Here is a 19096-nt window from a genome sequence, read left to right on the forward strand (position 1 = left end):
GGCGTGCGCTCTCAGGCGATGTCCTCGACGGTGACGCGTACGGGCTGGTCGACGATGTCGCGCACGACCCGGCGGACGTCGTCCGCGACCTGCCGCACGGGACGCCCGGCCGCCACGGTGACGTGGACCTCCGTGTGGTCGTCGCGTCGTCGGATGCCGACGACGCGACGACCGGGGAGGTAGGTGGCGAGCGCGCCGTACGGACCGCCGTGCAGCCCGCTCACGCCGGGCACGGCGAGCACGGCCGCCTGCAGCCGCTCGACGAGCTCGGTCGACCCGGTCGAATCAGTCGACCCGGTCGAGTCGGTCGAATCGACCGACTCGGGCTGCAGGCCGGGGTCCGTGGGGTCGACGGCAGGTCCACCATCCATGTCGGTCACTGCACCCGCGGTGCCTCGGCGGGTGCGTCGTCGCCCTCGTCGAGGTAGACGTCGTGGACGGTGACGTTGACCTCGACGACGTCGAGACCGGTCATGCGCTCGACGGACGAGATGACGTTGCGGCGGATGTCGGCCGCGAGGTCGGCGATGGCGACGCCGTACTCGGCGACGATGTCGATGTCGACGGCGGCCTGGGTCTCGCCGACCTCGACGCCGACGCCCTGGCTCTGGTTGACGCGGCCGCCGGGGATGCGCTCGCGGAGGGCACCGACGGCGCGCGCCGCGCCACCGCCGAGGTCGTGCACGCCGGACACCTCACGGGTGGCGATGCCCGCGATCTTGGACACGACGGTGTCGGAGATGATCGTGCGGCCCTGCTGGTTCGAGGAGCCTGCGTCGCCGGTCTGGGTGGTCTGGACCTTGGTGGCGTTCGTGTCAGCCATGGCTGGATGCCTTTCGTGTCGTTCGGTCTGTCAGAGGTGTAGTCGCTTCGACCTCGCGAAACCGCACGCCCTGATCGACGTGACCTGGGTCACACCGACGCGCACCGGGCCCGGCCACCGGCGAAGCCCTCTCGGCGAACCGGGTACGTCCTGTGGGCAGGAGCCCTGGCACACGCGCCCGGGCCGGGGGCACCACGGGAGGGCCGGAAGGTGAGCGAGGTCGTCGACCGCAGTGACGCGAGCCTGGCCCGCGACGCCGCCCTCGGGGACCGGCTCGCCTTCGAGGTGCTGCTCCACCGTCACGGTCCGGCGCTGCACCGGTACGCGCTCCGCACCTGCGCGACGCCCGCGGACGCGGAGGACGTCGTGCAGGAGACGTTCGTCGCCGCGTGGCGCGGCCTGAACCGCTGGGACGGGCGCGCCAGCGTCAAGACGTGGCTCTTCGCCATCGCGGCGCGTAAGGTCGCCGACGCGAGCCGGAAGCGGCGCGCGGTGCCCATCGACGACCAGCTGCTCGAACCCGTGGCGTCGGGGGACGCCGGGCCCGACGACCACGCCCGTGAGCGGGAGCTCCTCCAGGCTCTGGAGGCCGCCCTCGACGAGCTGCCCTACAACCAGCGCGCCTGCTGGGTCCTCATCGAGGTCGAGGGACTGAGCCAGGCCGAGGTGGCGTCGGTGCTCGAGATGAGCCCCGACGCGGTTCGCGGCACGATCTTCCGCGCGCGGCGCAACCTGACCGAGAGGATGGCGAGATGGCGGTGAACGGGACACCTCGCGAGACCGGTGAGGCTGCCGAGACCCCGACGCCGGACGAGCTCCGTCGGGCCGAGCGCCTCCTGCGGGAGGGGGCGGAGACGATGCGCTCCGAGGCCGCCCCCGGCTGGTTCGACGTCGCCCAGCGGGTGACCGGGGCGGTCCGCTCCGCCGCCCGCCGCAGCATCGAGATCGACGCCGCCTGGCCCGAGCCGACCCACGGATCCGCGACCGGGGACCGGCTCCGTGTCAGCGACCTCGTCGTCGTCGACGCCCTGCGCCGCGCCCTCGTCTCGGTCCCACAGTGCCAGCCGAGCGCCGTCGACCTGGTCGTCGAGGAGGAGCCGTCCGGCGCCGTCCGCTGCCGGGGCGCGCGGGTCGGCCTCGTCGCCGCCTTCGACGTCGATCTCCACGCCGCCGCCGACCGGGCCCGGCGCCTCACGCTCGACACCCTCTCCGACGTGCTGGGGCCGCCTCCCGACGGCGTGTCGCGCGAGGCCGTGGTCGACGTGGAGATCGTCGACGTCACGCCGCACGACCCTCGCCGCTGAGGACGACCCGCCTCGCCGGTGCGCCCGGGATCACGCGGGGTCACCCGGGCCAGGCGTCGAGCCAGGTCGAGCGGGAACTGACGTAGGGCGCGACGAGCGCCACGAGCCCCGGATCGGACTGCCCGGCAAGGACGTTCGAGGCGATGCGGCGCGCCGCACCGGCGAGGAAGTCGGCCAGCTGCACGCGAGCGTCGTCCTGCGAGTCGACGAACCGGATCCCCTCGAGCCACTCCGCGGACCCGTCGGCGCTGGCCCCCACGGCGGTGCGGATGGCGGCGTCGGTCAGGGCGGCCTGCACGTCGTGGACCACCCAGAGCGGACGACCTGTGGCACCCCAGTGGTGGAGCACCTCGGCGAGTGCCGGAACGATCGGGTCCAGGGCGCCCCGGCCACGCGCCACGAGGGCGAGCAGCCCCTCCGGATCGCGGGGCACCGCGGACACGAGGTCCGGCACCAGGCCCGGATCGAGGTGCGCCACCTGGTCGAGCCCCCGGCGCAGCGATCCCGCGGCCGTCACGGCGTCGTCGAGGGAGCGGGCCCGCACCACGTCGTTGAAGTCCGCGAGCACCGCCTCCCACCCGGCCCGACCGAGGCGTCGCGACGCCGTCCGGTGCACCGACGCCGAGCGGCCGGCCACGTCGTGGGCCGACGTCTCGCCGTCCCCGAGCAGCGCGACGAGACGCCCGGTGAGGTGCAGTGCCTTGTCGGTGAGGTGCACGTGGGCATGGCCCAGGAGCGGCCCGTCCTCACCGAGGAGCCACTCGAGCAGCCGCCGGTTCTGCGGACGCAGGACGACGCTGGCCTTGACCTCGGTCGCCGGTGAGCGCGCCTCGACGCGCACCCGCTCGATCGTCGCCAGCGCCGCGGCCGTCGTGACGTCGACGCTCGCGTGGGCGAACGTGTCAGTGCTCCCGTGGACGAGCTTCTCGCCCTCCGAGCCCGACTCGTCGCACGCCACCTCGAGGAGGACGGCGGAGCGCGCGGGCGCGGCGGACGGCATACCTCATCCTCTGCGCGCGGCGCCGCGACGCCAACCCGGTTCGGCCGCCGAGGGCACGATTCGGTCACGGCCGTGACCTCCTCCCGGGGAACGGGTACGACGCGTCAGTTCCGACCCGGGACCCTCGCGGTCCCCACCCGGCCGTGAGGAGCATGCCCATGACCACGCCGCACCCCGCGACGCCCAGCGACTGGCGGGACGCGCTCCAGCAGACCCTCGAGTCCTTCGACGAGACCGGTGGCCACCGGGTCCTCAGCCAGGTCTTCGACGAGCTCGGCGTCGAGGACGCGCTCTCGCAGGTCGTGCTGCCCTACCTCCACGACGTCGGCGAGCGCTGGTCCGCCGGGTCGATCGGCGTGGCCCAGGAGCACTGCGCGAGCAACGTCCTGCGGTCCCGGCTCTCGCTCCTCATGGGGGCCACGGAGCGCACGGAGGGCCCGCTCGCGGTGCTCGCGTGCATGCCGGGCGAGCGCCACGAGTTCGGGCTCATGGCCACGGCCGTCGTGCTCTCGCGCCTCGGGTGGCGCATCGCCTACCTCGGCGCCAGCACGCCGACCGCCGAGCTCGTCCACGCCTGCCGGTCCCTCCAGCCCGTGGCCGTCGTCGTCACGGCGCAGCGGGCCACCGCCTTCGCCGCCCACGCCCCCGCGCTGCGCCGGCTCGCCGCGTCGACGACCGTGCACCTCGCGGCTCGGGGAGCCACCGACGAGATGGCCACCCTGTGCGGCGCGACCCTCCTCGAGGGCGACCCGGTGTGGGCGGCCCGCGGCCTGCACGAGGCCCTCGGCCGGTCCGAGCCGGACGCGAGCGAGAGCACCGCCGTCTGAGGTGCGGGCGACGTCCGTGACCCCCACGGCGATAGGCTCGTTTGCCGTGCCCAGGCACCGTGACGCGCAGCACCGACCGAGGGAGCTCACATGACCGCAGGACCGACCGGACAGCAGCATCCCCTCGAGCCCGTCGAGCAGGTGGAGCCGGTGGAGCAGGTGGAGCTGGTGGGGAGTGCCGAGGGCGCAGAGCCGGTCGAGCCGCTCGGGACGGGGCTCATGGGAGGCGCCGGGCACAAGGGTCGCGACGCCCGCCTCGGCCTCGTCATCGCGGGCATCGCCGGCGCCGCGCTGCTCGTCGGTGGCCTCATCGCCCTCGTCATCGGGATGGCCGGCTGAGCGCGGCGAGCGCGACCGACCGACCCGAGCGCGTCACGAACTCCTCGAACGCCGCGACGGTGGGGTCGTGCGCGGGGTGGCGCACGAGGGCACCGATCGTCCGCAGGGCCTGGGGATGGTCGAGCCCGACCGGCACCACGTCGCCCTCGGGCGTGAAGGCCGGGAGGATGGCCACCCCGAGGCCGGCACCGACGAGTCCCCTTGCGGTGTGGACGTCCTCGGCCTCGAAGCCGACCCGCAACGGCACACCGGCATCGGCGTAGATCTCCTCGACCCGGCCGCGCAGGCCGAAGCCGGTCTTGAGCACGATGAGCTCGTCGCTCGCCACGGCGGCAAGCCGCTCCACCGAGACCGAGCCCGCGCCGGCGACGGGGTGGGAGCGGTGCACGGCGACGACGAGGGGCTCGTCGTAGAGCACGGTCGTCGACGCACCGGGCAGTGACGGCGGCGACGCGACGAGCGCCACGGCGCAGCGGCCGGCCTCGAAGTCGTCGAGCGCCTTCTGCCGCGAGCCCTGCGCCAGCTCGAACCGCACCCCCGGGAACCGGTCGCGGAAGCGCCGGATGAGGGCCGGCACGACGGTCTCTCCCAGCAGCGTCTGGAACGACAGGGAGACGGTGCCGTGGCCGACGACCCTCGACCGCGTCACGACGTCGACGCCGCGCTCGAGGGCGCCGACACCCTCCTGCGCGAAGGGCAGCAGCGCCCGGCCGGCCGCCGTGAGGGCGATGCCGCGCCCGTCCCGCTCGACGACCGGCGTGCCCAGGAGCTCGCCGAGCCGGGCCAGGGCCCGACTCACCGTGGGCTGCGGCATGCCGAGGACGGCGGCGGCGGTCGTCACCTGGCCGACCTCGGCGACGACGACGAAGACGGGCAGCAGCCGCACGACGGCCCGGAACTCGGCAGGTCTCATGCCTCGATCGTATGAGTGACTCGATTGACATGCATTGGTGCTCTGGATCTGCGCCGCCTAGCGTCGAGCGCATGACCTGGGCCGGACACCTCCCCGCGAGCCGCGAGTACCGCCGCATCCTCGTGGGTCTCGGGGCGGCCGGCGTCGCCACCTTCGCCCAGCTCTACTCCCCGCAGGGCCTGCTGCCGACCCTCGCGCGAGGTCTCGAGGTGAGCCCGGCCGAGGCCGCACTGTCGGTCTCGCTCGCCACCCTGGGCGTCGCGCTCGCCGTCCTGCCGTGGTCGTGGGTCGCCGACCGGGTGGGACGGCTGCGCGCCATGCAGGTCGCGATCGTCGCCTCGACGGTGCTCGGGGTCCTCGTCGCCCTCGCCCCCGACATCGAGGCCCTTCTCGCCCTCCGGCTCGTCGAGGGCATGGCCCTCGGCGGCCTGCCCGCCCTCGCCGTGACCTACCTCCACGACGAAGTCCATGCGCGCCACACCGCCGCCGCGGCGGCCGCCTACATCTCGGGGACGACGATCGGAGGCGCGGCCGGGCGACTCATCGCCGGCCCGCTCGCCGGACTCGTCGGCTGGCGCCCCGCCCTGCTCACCGTGGCCGCCGTCTGCGCGGTCGCCTCCGTCGTGTTCCTGCGCCTCATGCCGCGCCCGCGGGGCTACCGGCCCACCGGGGCCTCGGTGCGCACCGTCACCGACGGCATCCGCACGAGCCTGCGCGACCCGGCCCTGCTCGCGCTCTACGCGCAGGGTGCCCTGCTCATGGGCGGCTTCGTCGGGGTCTACAACTACCTCGCCTTCCGGCTGGAGGGGGCGGAGTTCGGCCTCCCGGCGACCGTCGGGTCGCTCATCTTCGCCGCGTATGCCGCGGGCACCGTCAGCTCGCGCCTGACCGGTCGGTGGGTGCCGCTTCTCGGGAGGCGCCGCGTGCTCGTCGGCGGGACCCTGACCATGGCCCTGGGCGCGCTGCTCACGCTGTCGTCCTCGCTGGCCGTCGTCGTCGTCGGGCTGCTCGTGCTCACGGCCGGCTTCTTCGCCGCCCACGCGACCGCCTCCGCCTGGGTCGGGGCTCGCGCGACGACCGGCCGCGCGCAGGCGACGGCGCTCTACAACGTCCTCTACTACAGCGGGTCCGCGCTCGTCGGCTGGCTGCTCGGCTACGCCTGGTCCGGCCCCGGCTGGGGGGCCGTCGTCGGGGCGGTCGTGGCACTGGCCGCGCTGGCCGCCGGCATCGCCGTCGTCGTCCTGCCCGGACGGTCCCCCGCTCGTGCCGGCGTTACGCCTCCGACGACCGCCGACGCGGTGCATGCTGTCCCGCATGAGCGACGGTCCGGTGGGGGGACCACGTAGGGCGGACATCCAGGGCCTGCGGGTCGTGACAGGTCCCAGCGGGGCGAGATCGAGGTGCGCGGGACGCAGATGCCGAGACCGTGCGCAGCGGTGAGTTCGCGCCCTGCACTGCTCGTACGACGCCAGCCCGCCAGCCCCGCCCATGCGCTCAGGACGCCCGACGTCAGCTCGTGAACGCTGTCGAAGGCAGGTCGCGCTCGTCGTCGGCGAGCGCGCGCACGACCCGGTCGGCCACGGCCTCGGGATCGAGTCCCCGGGGCAGGCGCGGCGCCTCTCCGGCGACGGGCCGCGAGGCGAGGCCCGTCTCGGTGTGCGGCGGGCGCACGTCGAGGACGCGGATGCGGCGCCGGCGCAGCTCCGTCGCGAGCGCCACGTCGAAGGCCGTCAGGCCGGCTTTGGCGGCGCTGTAGGCCGCCATCCCGGGCATCGCCTTCTCGGCGACCACGGCGCTGACCTGCGCGAGGAAGCCGCCCTCCGGGATGACGCCGAGAGCGGCCCGGGCCAGGCGGATCGGCGCGACGAGGTCGAGGAGCAGCACCTCGTCGAGGGTGTCGTCGTCGAGGTCCTCCACCGCGCCGAAGGCGACGACCCCCGCGGCGTTGACGACCCCGGTCAGCGGCGCTGCCGCACTGGCTGCCGCGACCACGGAGGCCGGTCCGCCCGGCATCGTCAGGTCGGCGACCGCCGTCGTGACGACCGCGGCGCCGAGCTCGTCGGCGAGAGCCTGCAACCGGGCCTCGTCCCTGCCCGAGAGGGCGACCCGGGCGCCCGACGCCACGAGCCGTCTAGCGATCGCCGACCCCAGACCACCGGTCGCGCCGAGGACGAGGACGTGGGCTGCAGCGAGGTCGGTCACGAGGTCATCATCACCCGGTCCGGCCGGCGTCGGAAGGTTCGCAAAATCCGTGGGGTCCTCCGAGGCCCACAGGGGGTCGAGTTGGGTAAGACTGGAGCAGCAGCGTCAAGGGGGCGCGGATTCTCGGGGGAGAGCACCATGACACAGACGCATCCGTCCACGCGGCAGCACGACGACCTGATGGCCCCGCACGAGGTGGCCCGGATCTTCCGGGTCTCGCCCGGCACCATCACCCGCTGGGCCAGGGTCGGGCTGCTGCCCTTCACCTGCACCCCGGGCGGCCACCGCCGGTTCGATCGCAGCTGCGTCGTCGCACACCTGGAGCGCTTGGCACGCGAGGGCGACGACGACCGCGTGCGCCTCGCCCACGCTGACGACTGACGCGCACCTACGCGTCCACGTCGTCCAGCTCCAGCCGCAGCACCGCCTGCGGCCCGGTCCAGCGACGCCAGGACGGCCGGAACCGTCCGAGCACGCGGATGACGGCGTGCTCGACGACGTACTTGCGCCGGACCAGCGACCACACGTGCCGGACGACGTCCGGGTCGGTCACGACCAGCGCACGTCCGCGCACGGGCGGGGTCGCCACCGTCGGCTCTCCACCCGGGGTGCACGGCACCAGCGTGACGGTGGAGTCGCGCGCGAGCCGTCGCACCTTCCCGGAGTCGAGGTCCGTGAGGATCGCGAGCCGGTCGTCGTCGCGGACGATCCACACCGGCGTGGAGACCGCCTCGCCCGAGGCGCGGAAGGTGGCGAGCAGCACGAAGCGGGCCCGGGCGACCTCCTCGGCGGGAGTCATCGCGGCACCCGCGCCAGCCCGGCGCCGCTGAGGTGCGGCACCGCAGCCGACGTGCGGCCGGTGACGAGCAGCAGCAGGATCCGCAGCTCGCCCTCGAGCACCGGCCCCTGCCCGACGTCGAGATCGGCGTCGGTGGCGACGAGGCGCACCCCCGCGAGGCGCCGCTTCGCGTGGAAGGGCCAACCCATCCCCCACACCCGGGCGAAGGCCGCCAGGGCTGCGGCCCGCGGCATGGGGCGGGGCAGGCCGAGCGGGACCGCGATGTCCTGGCCGTGGACGAGCGCGTCCATGAGGAGGTTGTCGGCGCTCGTGACGAGAGGCATGGTGCGGGCGGCGGCGTCACGCCGAAGCTCCTCCACGATCTGCGCGGTGGGCCGGCGGGCGTGGTCGACGGCGATCTGCGCGCCGGCCGCCCAGAGGTCGCCCCGGGCCCGGACGAGCCGGTTGACGAGGGTGGGCAGGGACGGCGCGGTCGGTGTCATCGCCACGTGTGCCGCGACGTCACGCACGCGCCAGCGGTCACAGAGCGAGGGCGCCCCCCACTGCTCGGGCGTCAGCTCGTCGAGCATGTCGGCCAGGCTCAGGCGCTCGTGCTCGAGCGCGGACCACAACGTCTCGTCCATGGGAGTCTCCCCGAATATGGTAAGAAGTTCTTACTACATTCCCACCCTCACCACGGACGTCGCAAGGGGGTTTCGCGTGACAGATCCCAGCCTCGGCGTCCTGCTCTTGATCCCCTACCGCCACCTCGAGCAGCGCGTCCTCGCGGCCGTGCACGCGGCCGGCCACCCCCTGACCCTGGCCCAGGCCCGGATGGCACAGCGCATCGACGACGACGGCTCACGGCTGACACGGCTCGCCGAGTCCGCACAGGTCACCAAACCGACCGCCGGCTACCTCGTCGACCAGCTCGAGCGCGACGGTTACGTCGAACGCGTCGCCGACCCCCGCGACGCCCGCGCCCGACTCATCCGCTTCACACCGAAGGGGCACGAGGTCATCGCCCTCGCCCGCCAGGTGCAGGACGCCGTCGAGGACGAGTGGCGCGAGCACCTGGGTGAGCGTCGGTCGCGCGCCCTCCTCGAGGCGCTCCTCGCCCTCCGCCCCCTGACGGACCCCTACGTCGAGGACTGAGCGACGCGGCATACGCCCGTCCGCCCGCGGTTGTGGGAGGTGTCGGTCATGATGTGCGAGTCATGACGCGATGGACTGCCCAGCAGGTGGCCGGACTGGCCCCCGACGCCTCGTCGCTCACGGCTGCCCGCAAGCTGGCGCGGCCGGGGCCGTGGTCCGACACCGGATCCACCGAGACGCTGCTGTGGGGCAAGTGCCAGGGCTCGGGCAAGACGCCCTACCAGGTGAGCATCGACCTCGTCGGTCCGGCGTTCCGCTGCACGTGCCCGAGCCGCAAGTTCCCGTGCAAGCACGGCCTCGCGCTGCTCCTGCTCTGGGTCGACGGGTCGGGCTCGGTGGCCGACACCGACGAGGCGGCCGGATTCGCGCAGGAGTGGGCGGCCGAGCGCTCGGCCCGTGCCGAGGCCAGGGCGGCCGGCGACGCGGCCCGCCCGGCACGGACCCCCGATCCCGCGGCGGCGGCCAGGCGCCTCGAGGAGCGGCTCGCCCTCATGGACGGCGGCATGGACGACTTCGCCCGATGGCTCACCGACCTCGCCCGCGGCGGCACGGCGTCCGCGCGGCAGCAGTCCTACGCGTGGTGGGACGGCACGGCAGCGCGACTCGTCGACGCCCAGCTGCCCGGCCTCGCCGACGACGTGCGGTCGGTCGGCGGGGCGGTGAGCGGCCGCCCCGACTGGCCCGAGCGGCTCCTCGTCGCGATCGGCCGCTGGTGGACGGCGACCCGCGCGTGGGCGGCGCGTGACGCGCTCGAGCCCGCACAGCTCGGCGACCTGCGCGCCTACCTCGGCTGGTCGACGAGCACCGAGTCGGTGCGCCGTGGTGACGCCGTGACCGACCGCTGGCTCGTCCTCGGCGCCCACCGCAGCGACGACGGGCGCCTCCAGCAGCAGCGCACGTGGCTGCGCGGGAGCGCGACCGGCGAGACCGTGCAGGTGCTCGACTTCGCCGCCGGTGGCCAGGTGCTGCCGGTCGCGCGCGTCGTCGGCTCGAGCCTCGACGCGACCCTCGCGCGCTACCCGGGCGCCGCCGTGCGCCGCGCCCTCTTCGTCGACGAGCCCGCGGTGGCAGGCGACAGCGAGCGTATGCCGTCCGGTGCCTCCCTCGAGGACGCTCGCGCCGCGGCAGCGCAGGCATGGGGACACAACCCCTGGGCGCGAAGGGTGCCCGTGGTCCTGGCGGACGTCCGCGTCGGCGTCGACCGGGTCGTCGACGCCGACGGCGCGAGCATGGCGCTCACCGATGACGCCGACGTCTGGTCGCTGCTCGCCCTGACCGGGGGGCGTCCGGCACGCGTCTTCGGCGAGCTCGAGGACGCACGGTTGCGGCCGCTCACCGCCGTGGTCGACGACGAGGTCGTGGGCCTGTGAGCGACCTCGACACGTGGTGGCGCGACGTGGGCAACGTCGCCCTCGTGGGCACCGCCCGCCGACCCGTGCCACCGCTGCCCGACCTCGGCGCCGCGGGCGTGCGCCCGCGTGCGGTCGAGGCACGGCGCGAGGAGGCGCTTCTCGACTCCGCGGCCCTCGGCGGGGCGGCCCTGCGCGCCGGCCGTCGACTGGAGCGCTCCGAGCCTCCAGCGGCGGCACCCGACGACCGCCGGCCGGAGGCTCCGCGGCGGGCCGTGCAGCTGCTCGAGCTCGTCATGACGCAGCCGCCCGCCGGAGCCGCACAGCGCGGCGGCCTGCTCGTCCACTGGCTGCTCGCGGCCGACGACGCCGGCTGTCGCGTCCCCCACGTGCTGCTGCCGACCCTGCTCGCGCTCGCCACGGGATCGCGCGAGCTGCGCAGGCCCACGGCGGCGGTGCTCGACGAGCGCGGGCGGTGGCTCGCGGGCCTGCGCCACGAGTGGTCGTGGGCGACCGATGCCGCCGCGGGCGTCGGCGCGCGCACGGCCTCGCGCACCGAGGGCACCGCCCCTGACGCGGACGAGTGGGCGCGGCTCCCCTCCGCCGACCGCGTCGTCGTGCTGGCCGGCGTGCGCGCCCACGACCCCGAGGCGGCCCGGGGACTCGTGCGCTCCACGTGGACCACCGACTCGGCGCGGGACCGCCGCGCGCACCTCGAGGCGCTGCGCATCGGCCTGGGCCCCGACGACGAGGCCCTCCTCGAGAGCGCCCTCGACGACCGCGCCGGCACCGTCCGCGAGATCTCGACCGAGCTGCTCGACGCCCTGCCTGGCTCGTCCCGTGCCGCACGTCTGGCCGACCGGCTCCGACCCCTCGTGCGCCGCACCGGCATGCTCGGCCGCGGCCTCGAGGTGCTCCTGCCCGACGAGCCCGACCCGGCCGGGGTGCGCGACGGACTCGGCACGCCCCCGCCGCGCCGCTCGGCCCGCGGGTGGTTGCTCGAACAGATCTGTGCGGGCGCGCCGCTCGAGGTCTGGGCCGAGCTGACCGGCGCCGACCCGTCCGCCACGGTCAAGCGCCTGGCCGACGCGCAGGCGACGGACGCGCTGGCCGGCATCCGCAGGGCCGTGCGGGCGCGCCGCGACCCCGAGTGGGCGGCCGCACTGCTCGAGCGGGGCTGGGACGCGACGCTCGTCGCCGCGCTGCCCCGCGAACGCCGTGAGCGGGTCGTGCTGACGCGCATCGACGCCACGACCGACCGCGTGCACGAGATCGGCGCCGTCGTCGGCGCGGTCGACCCACCGTGGTCCGCGGACTTCAGCGTGGCGCTCGTGTCCCGCCTCCGCGCGTCCAGAGTGGGCTCGGCGATGGTGCTCGCGACGATGCCCGACCTGCTCGTCGGCCTCCACCCCGCCGCGCTCGACCCCGTCGAGCGGTGGATCGAGCACGGCGGCGGCGACCAGACCCTCACGACCAACCTGCGCAACCTGGTCCAGTTCCACTCCGTCAAGCGATCGATCACCGAGGCCTTCAGATGAGCGAATCCCCCTCTGCCACCACGGTCCTGCGGGCCCACGCCGAAGACGCGTACGCCGACGAGCTCACGGCTCTCGCCGCCGCCGACGACCGTCCACGCCCACCGAGGTGGAGGCTGTCGCCCTGGGCCGTCACGACCTACCTCCTCGGCGGCACGCTCGACGACGGCACCGAGATCACGCCCAAGTACCTCGGGTCGCGCCGCCTCATGGAGGTCGCGGTGGCCTCGCTCGCCACCGACCGCGCGCTCCTGCTGCTCGGCGTGCCGGGCACGGCCAAGACGTGGGTCAGCGAACACCTCGCGGCCGCAGTCAGCGGTTCGTCGACGCTCGTCGTCCAGGGGACGGCCGGCACGCCGGAGGAGTCGCTGCGCTACGGCTGGAACTACGCCCGGCTGCTCGCCGAGGGGCCCACCCGCGCAGCCCTCGTGCCGAGCCCCGTCATGCGCGCCATGGAGGCGGGCTCGCTCGTGCGCATCGAGGAGCTGACCCGCATCCCCGCCGACGTGCAGGACGCCCTCATCACGATCCTGTCCGAGAAGCACCTGCCGATCCCCGAGCTCGACTCCGAGGTGCAGGCGCAGCAGGGCTTCAACGTCATCGCGACCGCCAACAACCGCGACAAGGGCGTCAACGACCTGTCGTCGGCGCTCAGGCGCCGCTTCAACACCCTCGTGCTGCCGCTGCCCGACACCCTCGCCCAGGAGGTCGAGATCGTCCGCACCCGTGTCGACTCCCTCGGCCGCTCGCTCGAGCTGCCGCCCGGGCTCGAGTCGCTCGCCGAGATCGAGCGGGTCGTCACGATCTTCCGCGAGCTCAGGTCGGGCGTCACCGCCGACCAGCGCACCACGGTCAAGTCGCCGTCGGCCACCCTCTCGACGGCCGAGGCGATCTCGGTCATGGCCAACGGCCTGTCGCTGGCCGCCCACTTCGGCGACGGCGTCGTGCGGGCCGACGACGTCGCAGCCGGCCTCGTCGGCGCGGTCGTCAAGGACCCCGTCCAGGACCGGATCGTCTGGCAGGAGTACCTCGAGACCGTCGTCAAGGACCGCACCGAGTGGACCGACCTCTACCGCGCCTGCCGCGAGCTGGGCTGAGATGACCCGGGTGGAGGTGCTGGGCGTCCGGCACCACGGTCCGGGGTCGGCGCGGTCCGTCGCGCGCGCCCTCGACGAGCTGCAGCCCGACGTCGTCGTCATAGAGGGCCCGCCGGAGCTCGACGCCCTGATCCCGCTCGCCGCCGACCCCGACCTCGTGCCCCCGGTGGCCGGGCTCGTCTATGCCGTCGACGAGCCGAGGCGGGCGGCCTTCTACCCGTTCGCCGTCTTCTCGCCCGAGTGGGTGGCCCTGCGCTGGGCCCTCGGGCACGGCGTCGACGCGCGCTTCGCCGACCTGCCCGCCACCCACCACCTCGCCGACGCGGCGGAGACCCCGGAGGGCGACCCCGAGGCCGGCCCGCGACGTCAGGTCCGGCGCATAGACCCCATCTGCGCCCTGGCCTCGGCTGCGGGCTACGACGACCCGGAGCGCTGGTGGGAGGACGCCGTCGAGCACCGGCGCACGTCGTCGCTCACGCACTTCGCCCACCTGCGGGAAGCCATGCGAGGAGTGCGCGGCGACCTCGAGGTCGACGACGACGGCCTGCGGGAGGCCTTCATGCGCAAGGTGATCCGCGCCGAGATGCGCAACGGCCGCGAGCGCGTCGCCGTGGTCTGCGGCGCCTTCCACGCGCCGGTGCTCGACCCGGAGTCGTTCTCGCCGGCCAGCCGCGACAACGCGCTGACGAGCCGGCTGCCGAAGATCAAGGTCGCCGCGACGTGGGCTCCCTGGAGCTCCGAGAGGCTGTCGTATGCCAGTGGCTACGGCGCCGGGGTGCGCTCGCCGGGGTGGTACCACCACCTCTTCGTCACCCCCGACGACGAGGTCGTGCCGTCGTGGTTCGTGCGGGTGGCCCGCGCCCTGCGCGGCGAGAACCTCGACGCCTCGACGGCGTCCGTCGTCGAGGCGACCCGCCTCGCCGGCGCCCTGGCGGCGGTGCGCGGGCGCCCGTCGGTCGGGCTGGCCGAGCTCACCGACGCCGCGCGCGCCGTGCTCACCGACGGGGCCGACCTCCCGCTTCGCCTCGTCGACCGCACCCTCGTCATCGGCGAGGAGCTGGGCCGGGTCCCCGAGTCGACGCCGATGGTGCCGCTCGCCGGTGACCTGACGAGGCAGCAGAAGTCGTTGCGGCTCAAGGCGTCGGCCACCTCGACCGTCGTGCAGCTCGACCTGCGCCGCGAGTCCCAGCTCGCCCGGTCGGTCCTGCTGCACCGCCTGTCGGTGCTCGACGTGCCGTGGGGCACGCCGGTGGAGGCCGGCCGCACGACGGGCACCTTCAAGGAGGCGTGGGCACTCGAGTGGACGCCCGAGCTGGCCGTGGCCGTCATCGAGGCGAGCCTCTACGGCACGACCGTGCGCAGCGCGGCCGAGGCGCGCATCACCGAGCAGGCGCGCGACGCGGCCGACCTCGGGGTGCTCGGACGACTCATCGAGGAGTGTCTCCTGGCCGACCTGCCCGAGGGGCTGCGGGCCGTCGTCGCCGCCCTCGCCGAGCGCACGGCACGACAGCACGACACCCGGGCCCTGCTCGAGACGGTCGAGCCGCTCGCCCGCACGTGCCGCTACGGCGACGTGCGCGGTGTCGACGTCGCGGACGTCGCCCACGTGCTCCAGACGGTCGTCGTGCGCTCGGCGGTCGGGCTCCGAGCGGCCTGCTCGAGCCTCGACGACGACGGCGCGACCGCCATGCGCGCGGCCGTCGAGGCGGCCCACCGGGGCATCGCCCTCGTCGATCGCGACGACCTGCGCGAGCCGTGGGCCGAGGCGCTCGTCGGCGTCGGACGCGACGAGGCCATCCACGGCGCCGTCTCCGGTCGGGTCAACCGGCTCCTGCTCGACGGCGGACACCTCACCCACGCGGAGGCGGCCGCTCGCCTGGGTCGCCGCCTCTCCCCCGGCACACCGGCACCCGCCGCGGCGGCGTGGCTCGACGGCTTCCTCGCCGGCGAGGCGCTGCTGCTCATCCACGGCGACGACCTGCTCTCGATCATCGACGAGTGGCTCGTCGGCGCGACCGAGGAGGGCTTCGAGGACCTCCTGCCCCTCGTGCGCAGGACCTTCTCGCGCTACCAGTCGGCGGAGCGGCGGCTCATCGGGACGCACCTGCGCCAGCTCGCGAGCGGCACGCGTTCGCCGACCCCCACGACGGACTCGCTCGACCTCGAGCGCGCCGCCCCCGCGATCGCCGCGGTGGCCCGCCTGCTGGGACTGGAGGTGGCGTCATGACGGACGAGACGGCACACGGCAGCGCCGAGCAGGAGCGGAGGCGCGACCGGCTGACCCGGTGGCGGCTCGTCCTCGGCGGCGAGCAGTCCGACGGGATCGGCGAGTCGGCGGTCCTCGACGCCGACGACCTCAAGCGCGACGAGGCCCTGCATGAGCTCTACGACGGCGAGCGCCGCAGCGGCCTCGGCGCCTCCGCCCCGCGGGTCGCCCGCTGGCTCGGCGACATCCGCGGCTACTTCCCGTCGTCGGTCGTGCAGGTCATGCAGCACGACGCGATGGACCGTCTCGGCCTGACCCAGCTGCTCCTCGAGCCCGAGCTGATGGAGGCGGTCCAGCCGGACGTCAACCTCGTCGCGACGCTCGTCGGCCTGAACCGCGTCATCCCGGAGCGGTCCCGCGCCACCGCCCGCGCCGTCGTCCGCGTCGTCACCGACGAGCTCGAGGAGCGGTTGCGGGCCGAGACCGTCCAAGCCGTGACGGGGGCGCTCAACCGCGCCGCGCGCACGCGCCGGCCCCGGGCCTCCGACATCGACTGGAACCGCACCATCGCCGCCAACCTCAGGCACTACCAGCCCGAGCACGGCAGCGTGGTGCCCGAGCGGCTCGTCGGGCACGCGCGCCGGGCGCACCGGGTCGAGCGACGGATCATCCTCTGCATCGACCAGTCCGGGTCGATGGCCGAGTCCGTCGTCTACTCGAGCGTCTTCGGCGCCGTCCTCGCCTCGCTGCGGTCGGTCGAGACGCGGCTCGTCGTCTTCGACACCGCCGTCGTCGACCTCACGGACGAGCTCGACGACCCCGTCGACGTGCTCTTCGGCGTCCAGCTCGGCGGAGGCACCGACATCAACCAGGCCCTCGCCTACTGCGAGAGCCTCATCGAGCAGCCGGGCGAGACGATCCTCGTGCTCATCAGCGACCTGTACGAGGGCGGCATCGCCGAGGAGATGGTGCGCCGCGCGTCGTCGGTCGTCGCGTCCGGGGCCACCATGGTCGCCCTGCTCGCGCTCAGCGACTCGGGCCGGCCGAGCTTCGACGCCGACCACGCCGCCGCCCTGGCTGCTGTCGGGGTCCCGGCGTTCGCGTGCACCCCCGACCGCTTCCCCGACCTCATGGCCACGGCCATCGAGAAGCGCGACATCACCGCCTGGGCCGCCTCCAACGACATCGTCACCACCCACGAGCCGGAGCCGTCACCCTGAGCCGGCCGGACGGCATACTCACCGCATGCGACTGCACCCCGAGGAGCCCGAGGCCGGCCCGTGGCACCCCGTCGGCGACGACGAGCTCGCGACGCTGCTGGCAGGACTCCTGCCTGCAGGTCGGGGTGTGCTGCTCGTCGACGGACGCTCCGGCGGCGGCAAGACGACCTTCGCCGAGCATGCGGCCGCCCTCGTCGGAGGTGCCGTCGTGCACACCGACGACCTCGCGTGGCAGCACGACGCGACCGCGTGGGACGACCTCGCGCTGGCGCACGTCATCGAGCCGTGGCGGCGCGGTGAGGACGTCGGCTACCGCCCGCCGGGCTGGGTCGCCACGGGCCGCGACGGCTCGGTGACGGCATCCGCGGACGCCGGCCTGCTCGTCCTCGAGGGGGTCGGTGCCGGTCGCGCGTCGCTGGCCGCCCAGGCCGACGCGGTCGCCTGGGTGCAGGCCGACCGTGACGAGGCACGCGAGCGCGGACTGCGCCGCGACGTGGAGCTCGGGCGCACGCCCGAGGAGGCGGAGCGCTTCTGGGACGAGTGGATGTCGGCCGAGGAGCCGTTCCTCGCCGCCGACCGCCCGTGGGAGCGCGCCGACCTCGTGGTCCGGTTGAGCGGGGCGGGATGGGCGACCGGAAGGACGTCTCGGGAGACGACCGGTTGGACGACGACGGGTGCGGTAGGTCGCTCGTCCGTTCCCTGAGTCCGCAAAAGGTGCAAAAGGTGTGTCAGCGGTCCCACCCGGGCGATAGCGCGTCAGGTCCTCGCGGGCCGGACGAAGCAGGAGCGGCAGCGCGCCTCGTAGGTGAAGGTGCCGTCGTCGGGCAGGGCCTCCGACCCGCCGAGATGGTCGAGGAACGGCTCCCCCGACCGGAGCACCTGGGTGTGGGTGGCGCTGAAGTCGCGGCACTGGTCGCACACGGCGCGTCGGTAGCTGACCGTGTCGGGGCCGAGCTCGAGCAGCGCCCGCACGGGCGCGAAGAGCTCGCCGCGGTGGTCGAGGTCGATGCCCGCCACGACGACGCGCGTGCCCCGACGCAGCAGCTCGGCGACGACGGCCACGTCGGCGAGGTCGAACATGTGCACCTCGTCGACACCCACGACGTCGAGCTGCTCGTCGAGCGCCGCGCTCAGGGACGCGACCTTCGTCGTCGCGAGCTCACCGCCGCTGCGGGAGGTGACGCCGGTGTCGCGCACGTGCCGCTCGGACTGATAGACGCGGTGGCGCACCCGGGTGAACTGCAGCGGGGACAGCGTCGAGATGAGGGCCAGGCTCTTGCCCGACTTCATCGGGCCGAGGACGACGTCGAGCGACACCCCTGACGCGGTGCGGACGGCCTGCCTGACGTCGTCGATCGTGGTCACGGGCGAGAACGCTATCGGCCACCGGTGTCAGTCCGAAAACCCCTCGCCCCGGACCGCGTCGCCCCCTAGCGTGGCCGGGATGCCGATGCACGAGGACGAGGTCCGCGCCACACCCGAGCTCGTCGGACGGCTCGTCGCCGAGCAGTGCCCGCAGTGGGCGCACCTGCCGGTCACCACGCTGCCCGACGACCTCGAGGGCACCGACAACGTGCTCTTCCGCCTCGGCGACGCGCTCGTCGTCCGCATGCCGAAGATCGAGTGGGCCCAGGGCCAGGCCGAGTCGGACGCCCGCTGGCTGCCGCGTCTGGCGCCGCACCTGCCCGCGGGGGTGCCCGTCCCGGTCCACCTCGGCCGCCCCTCGCACGGCTACCCGTGGGCGTGGTCCGTCGTGCCGTGGGTCGAGGGCTCGACGCCGCCGCGGCTCGGGGTCGACGACGTGCGGCTCGCCCGAGACCTCGCCGCCTTCGCCCTGCAGCTGCGAGAGATCGACACCGCGCGAGGTCCCACCAAGCCGCCGGGCTCGCGCGGGACCCCGCTCGTGCACGTCGACGACGCCGCTCGGGCAGGTCTCGAGCGCCTGCGCGCCCACGACGACGGTCTCGACCTCGACGCCGCCGAGCACGCCTGGGAGCGGTGCGTCCGCGCCGCCGACTGGGACGGTGACCCGGTGTGGCTCCACGGCGACCTCCAGCCCGGCAACCTCGTCGTCGACGGCGGTCGTCTCGCCGCCGTCATCGACTGGGGCGCCCTCGGCGTCGGAGACCCCGCTCCGGACGTCGCCGCCGCGCTCTGGACCTTCACCGGCGAGGCCCGGCAGGTCTACCGCGAGGCCGTCTGCCCCGACGACGCGACGTGGCTGCGCGCGTGCGGGTGGGCCCTGGCGCCGTCCCTGACCGGGATCGACTACTACCGGCACACGTTCCCGCGGATGGCCGAGCACGGGCGCCGGATGGTCCGCGCCGTCGTCGCCGAGCTGACCTGAG

At 74.6% G+C, this 19096-nt stretch carries 22 protein-coding genes; 14 read left to right on the forward strand and 8 right to left on the reverse strand.

Annotated features, from left to right (window positions below; translation table 11 throughout):
* Positions 1 to 11: 11 nt before the first annotated feature.
* A complete protein-coding gene (locus TAE01_RS01885) occupies positions 12 to 371 on the reverse strand; it encodes a cation diffusion facilitator family transporter (RefSeq protein WP_246111074.1) in 360 nt (119 codons plus the stop codon).
* 5 nt (positions 372 to 376) lie between these two features.
* Positions 377 to 823 (reverse strand): Asp23/Gls24 family envelope stress response protein, encoded by a 447-nt coding sequence (locus TAE01_RS01890; protein ID WP_147062767.1) that lies wholly within the window; start codon positions 821 to 823, stop codon positions 377 to 379.
* A gap of 210 nt (positions 824 to 1033) precedes the next feature.
* Here TAE01_RS01890 and TAE01_RS01895 point away from each other — a divergent pair, with 210 nt between their 5' ends.
* Together TAE01_RS01895 and TAE01_RS01900 are read left to right on the forward strand one after the other, a co-directional pair.
* A complete protein-coding gene (locus TAE01_RS01895; RefSeq protein ID WP_147062769.1) occupies positions 1034 to 1585 on the forward strand; it encodes an RNA polymerase sigma factor in 552 nt (183 codons plus the stop codon).
* Positions 1576 to 2127, forward strand: a complete 552-nt coding sequence (locus TAE01_RS01900; protein WP_147062771.1) for a hypothetical protein — start codon at positions 1576 to 1578, stop codon at positions 2125 to 2127. The genes TAE01_RS01895 and TAE01_RS01900 overlap by 10 nt, the downstream gene beginning before the upstream one ends.
* 40 nt (positions 2128 to 2167) lie before the next feature.
* Here TAE01_RS01900 and TAE01_RS01905 read toward each other — a convergent pair whose 3' ends face one another.
* The gene (locus tag TAE01_RS01905; RefSeq protein WP_147062773.1) at positions 2168 to 3127 is read right to left on the reverse strand and encodes a DUF3800 domain-containing protein; all 960 of its coding nucleotides are present in this window, start codon (positions 3125 to 3127) and stop codon (positions 2168 to 2170) included.
* Between the two features lie 158 nt (positions 3128 to 3285).
* On the opposite strand from TAE01_RS01905, the gene TAE01_RS01910 reads away from it, so the two are divergent.
* Entirely contained in the window at positions 3286 to 3954 is a 669-nt protein-coding gene (locus tag TAE01_RS01910; RefSeq protein WP_186814999.1) for a cobalamin B12-binding domain-containing protein, read from the forward strand.
* Between the two features lie 90 nt (positions 3955 to 4044).
* The gene (locus TAE01_RS01915; protein WP_147062777.1) at positions 4045 to 4293 is read left to right on the forward strand and encodes a hypothetical protein; all 249 of its coding nucleotides are present in this window, start codon (positions 4045 to 4047) and stop codon (positions 4291 to 4293) included.
* Here the strand turns inward: TAE01_RS01915 and TAE01_RS01920 are convergent.
* Positions 4274 to 5206, reverse strand: a complete 933-nt coding sequence (locus TAE01_RS01920; RefSeq protein WP_147062779.1) for a LysR family transcriptional regulator — start codon at positions 5204 to 5206, stop codon at positions 4274 to 4276. The two genes, TAE01_RS01915 and TAE01_RS01920, sit on opposite strands and share 20 nt — an antisense overlap.
* A 71-nt stretch (positions 5207 to 5277) precedes the next feature.
* Here TAE01_RS01920 and TAE01_RS01925 point away from each other — a divergent pair, with 71 nt between their 5' ends.
* A complete protein-coding gene (locus TAE01_RS01925; RefSeq protein ID WP_147062781.1) occupies positions 5278 to 6552 on the forward strand; it encodes an MFS transporter in 1275 nt (424 codons plus the stop codon).
* A 163-nt stretch (positions 6553 to 6715) separates the two neighbouring features.
* Here the strand turns inward: TAE01_RS01925 and TAE01_RS01930 are convergent, their stop codons facing one another.
* On the reverse strand, positions 6716 to 7408 hold the full coding sequence (locus TAE01_RS01930; protein WP_147062784.1) for an SDR family NAD(P)-dependent oxidoreductase: 693 nt from the start codon (positions 7406 to 7408) through the stop codon (positions 6716 to 6718).
* 138 nt (positions 7409 to 7546) lie between these two features.
* On the opposite strand from TAE01_RS01930, the gene TAE01_RS01935 reads away from it, so the two are divergent.
* On the forward strand, positions 7547 to 7789 hold the full coding sequence (locus TAE01_RS01935) for a helix-turn-helix domain-containing protein (RefSeq protein WP_147062787.1): 243 nt from the start codon (positions 7547 to 7549) through the stop codon (positions 7787 to 7789).
* 7 nt (positions 7790 to 7796) lie between these two features.
* Here TAE01_RS01935 and TAE01_RS01940 read toward each other — a convergent pair whose 3' ends face one another.
* Positions 7797 to 8207 carry a PPOX class F420-dependent oxidoreductase gene (locus TAE01_RS01940; protein WP_147062789.1) on the reverse strand — a complete coding sequence of 137 codons (411 nt, stop codon included), beginning with the start codon at positions 8205 to 8207 and terminating at the stop codon, positions 7797 to 7799.
* Positions 8204 to 8830, reverse strand: a complete 627-nt coding sequence (locus TAE01_RS01945; RefSeq protein ID WP_147062791.1) for a maleylpyruvate isomerase family mycothiol-dependent enzyme — start codon at positions 8828 to 8830, stop codon at positions 8204 to 8206. The genes TAE01_RS01940 and TAE01_RS01945 overlap by 4 nt, the downstream gene beginning before the upstream one ends.
* A 76-nt stretch (positions 8831 to 8906) precedes the next feature.
* Between TAE01_RS01945 and TAE01_RS01950 the strand changes: the two genes are divergently transcribed.
* The 7 genes from TAE01_RS01950 to TAE01_RS01980 all read left to right on the forward strand — a co-directional run bounded on the left by TAE01_RS01950 (position 8907) and on the right by TAE01_RS01980 (position 17451).
* Positions 8907 to 9341: a MarR family winged helix-turn-helix transcriptional regulator gene (locus tag TAE01_RS01950; protein ID WP_246111075.1), complete on the forward strand. Its 435-nt coding sequence runs from the start codon at positions 8907 to 8909 to the stop codon at positions 9339 to 9341.
* Between the two features lie 62 nt (positions 9342 to 9403).
* Positions 9404 to 10711, forward strand: a complete 1308-nt coding sequence (locus TAE01_RS01955; RefSeq protein ID WP_246111076.1) for an SWIM zinc finger family protein — start codon at positions 9404 to 9406, stop codon at positions 10709 to 10711.
* Positions 10708 to 12228: a DUF5691 domain-containing protein gene (locus tag TAE01_RS01960; RefSeq protein WP_147062793.1), complete on the forward strand. Its 1521-nt coding sequence runs from the start codon at positions 10708 to 10710 to the stop codon at positions 12226 to 12228. The genes TAE01_RS01955 and TAE01_RS01960 overlap by 4 nt, the downstream gene beginning before the upstream one ends.
* Positions 12225 to 13322 (forward strand): ATP-binding protein, encoded by a 1098-nt coding sequence (locus TAE01_RS01965; protein ID WP_147062795.1) that lies wholly within the window; start codon positions 12225 to 12227, stop codon positions 13320 to 13322. The genes TAE01_RS01960 and TAE01_RS01965 overlap by 4 nt, the downstream gene beginning before the upstream one ends.
* A gap of 1 nt (position 13323) precedes the next feature.
* Positions 13324 to 15549: a DUF5682 family protein gene (locus TAE01_RS01970; protein WP_147062797.1), complete on the forward strand. Its 2226-nt coding sequence runs from the start codon at positions 13324 to 13326 to the stop codon at positions 15547 to 15549.
* The gene (locus tag TAE01_RS01975; protein ID WP_147062798.1) at positions 15546 to 16748 is read left to right on the forward strand and encodes a VWA domain-containing protein; all 1203 of its coding nucleotides are present in this window, start codon (positions 15546 to 15548) and stop codon (positions 16746 to 16748) included. The genes TAE01_RS01970 and TAE01_RS01975 overlap by 4 nt, the downstream gene beginning before the upstream one ends.
* A gap of 25 nt (positions 16749 to 16773) precedes the next feature.
* Positions 16774 to 17451, forward strand: coding sequence for a uridine kinase family protein (locus tag TAE01_RS01980; protein ID WP_147062800.1), 678 nt, complete (start codon positions 16774 to 16776; stop codon positions 17449 to 17451).
* A 53-nt stretch (positions 17452 to 17504) separates the two neighbouring features.
* Here the strand turns inward: TAE01_RS01980 and TAE01_RS01985 are convergent, their stop codons facing one another.
* A complete protein-coding gene (locus tag TAE01_RS01985; protein WP_147062802.1) occupies positions 17505 to 18113 on the reverse strand; it encodes a thymidine kinase in 609 nt (202 codons plus the stop codon).
* 79 nt (positions 18114 to 18192) lie between these two features.
* On the opposite strand from TAE01_RS01985, the gene TAE01_RS01990 reads away from it, so the two are divergent.
* The gene (locus TAE01_RS01990; protein WP_147062804.1) at positions 18193 to 19095 is read left to right on the forward strand and encodes an aminoglycoside phosphotransferase family protein; all 903 of its coding nucleotides are present in this window, start codon (positions 18193 to 18195) and stop codon (positions 19093 to 19095) included.
* Position 19096 lies beyond the last annotated feature (1 nt).

Origin of the sequence: Terrabacter aerolatus, from assembly GCF_007991735.1 — a bacterium.
Classification (GTDB): Bacteria; Actinomycetota; Actinomycetes; order Actinomycetales; family Dermatophilaceae; genus Terrabacter; species Terrabacter aerolatus.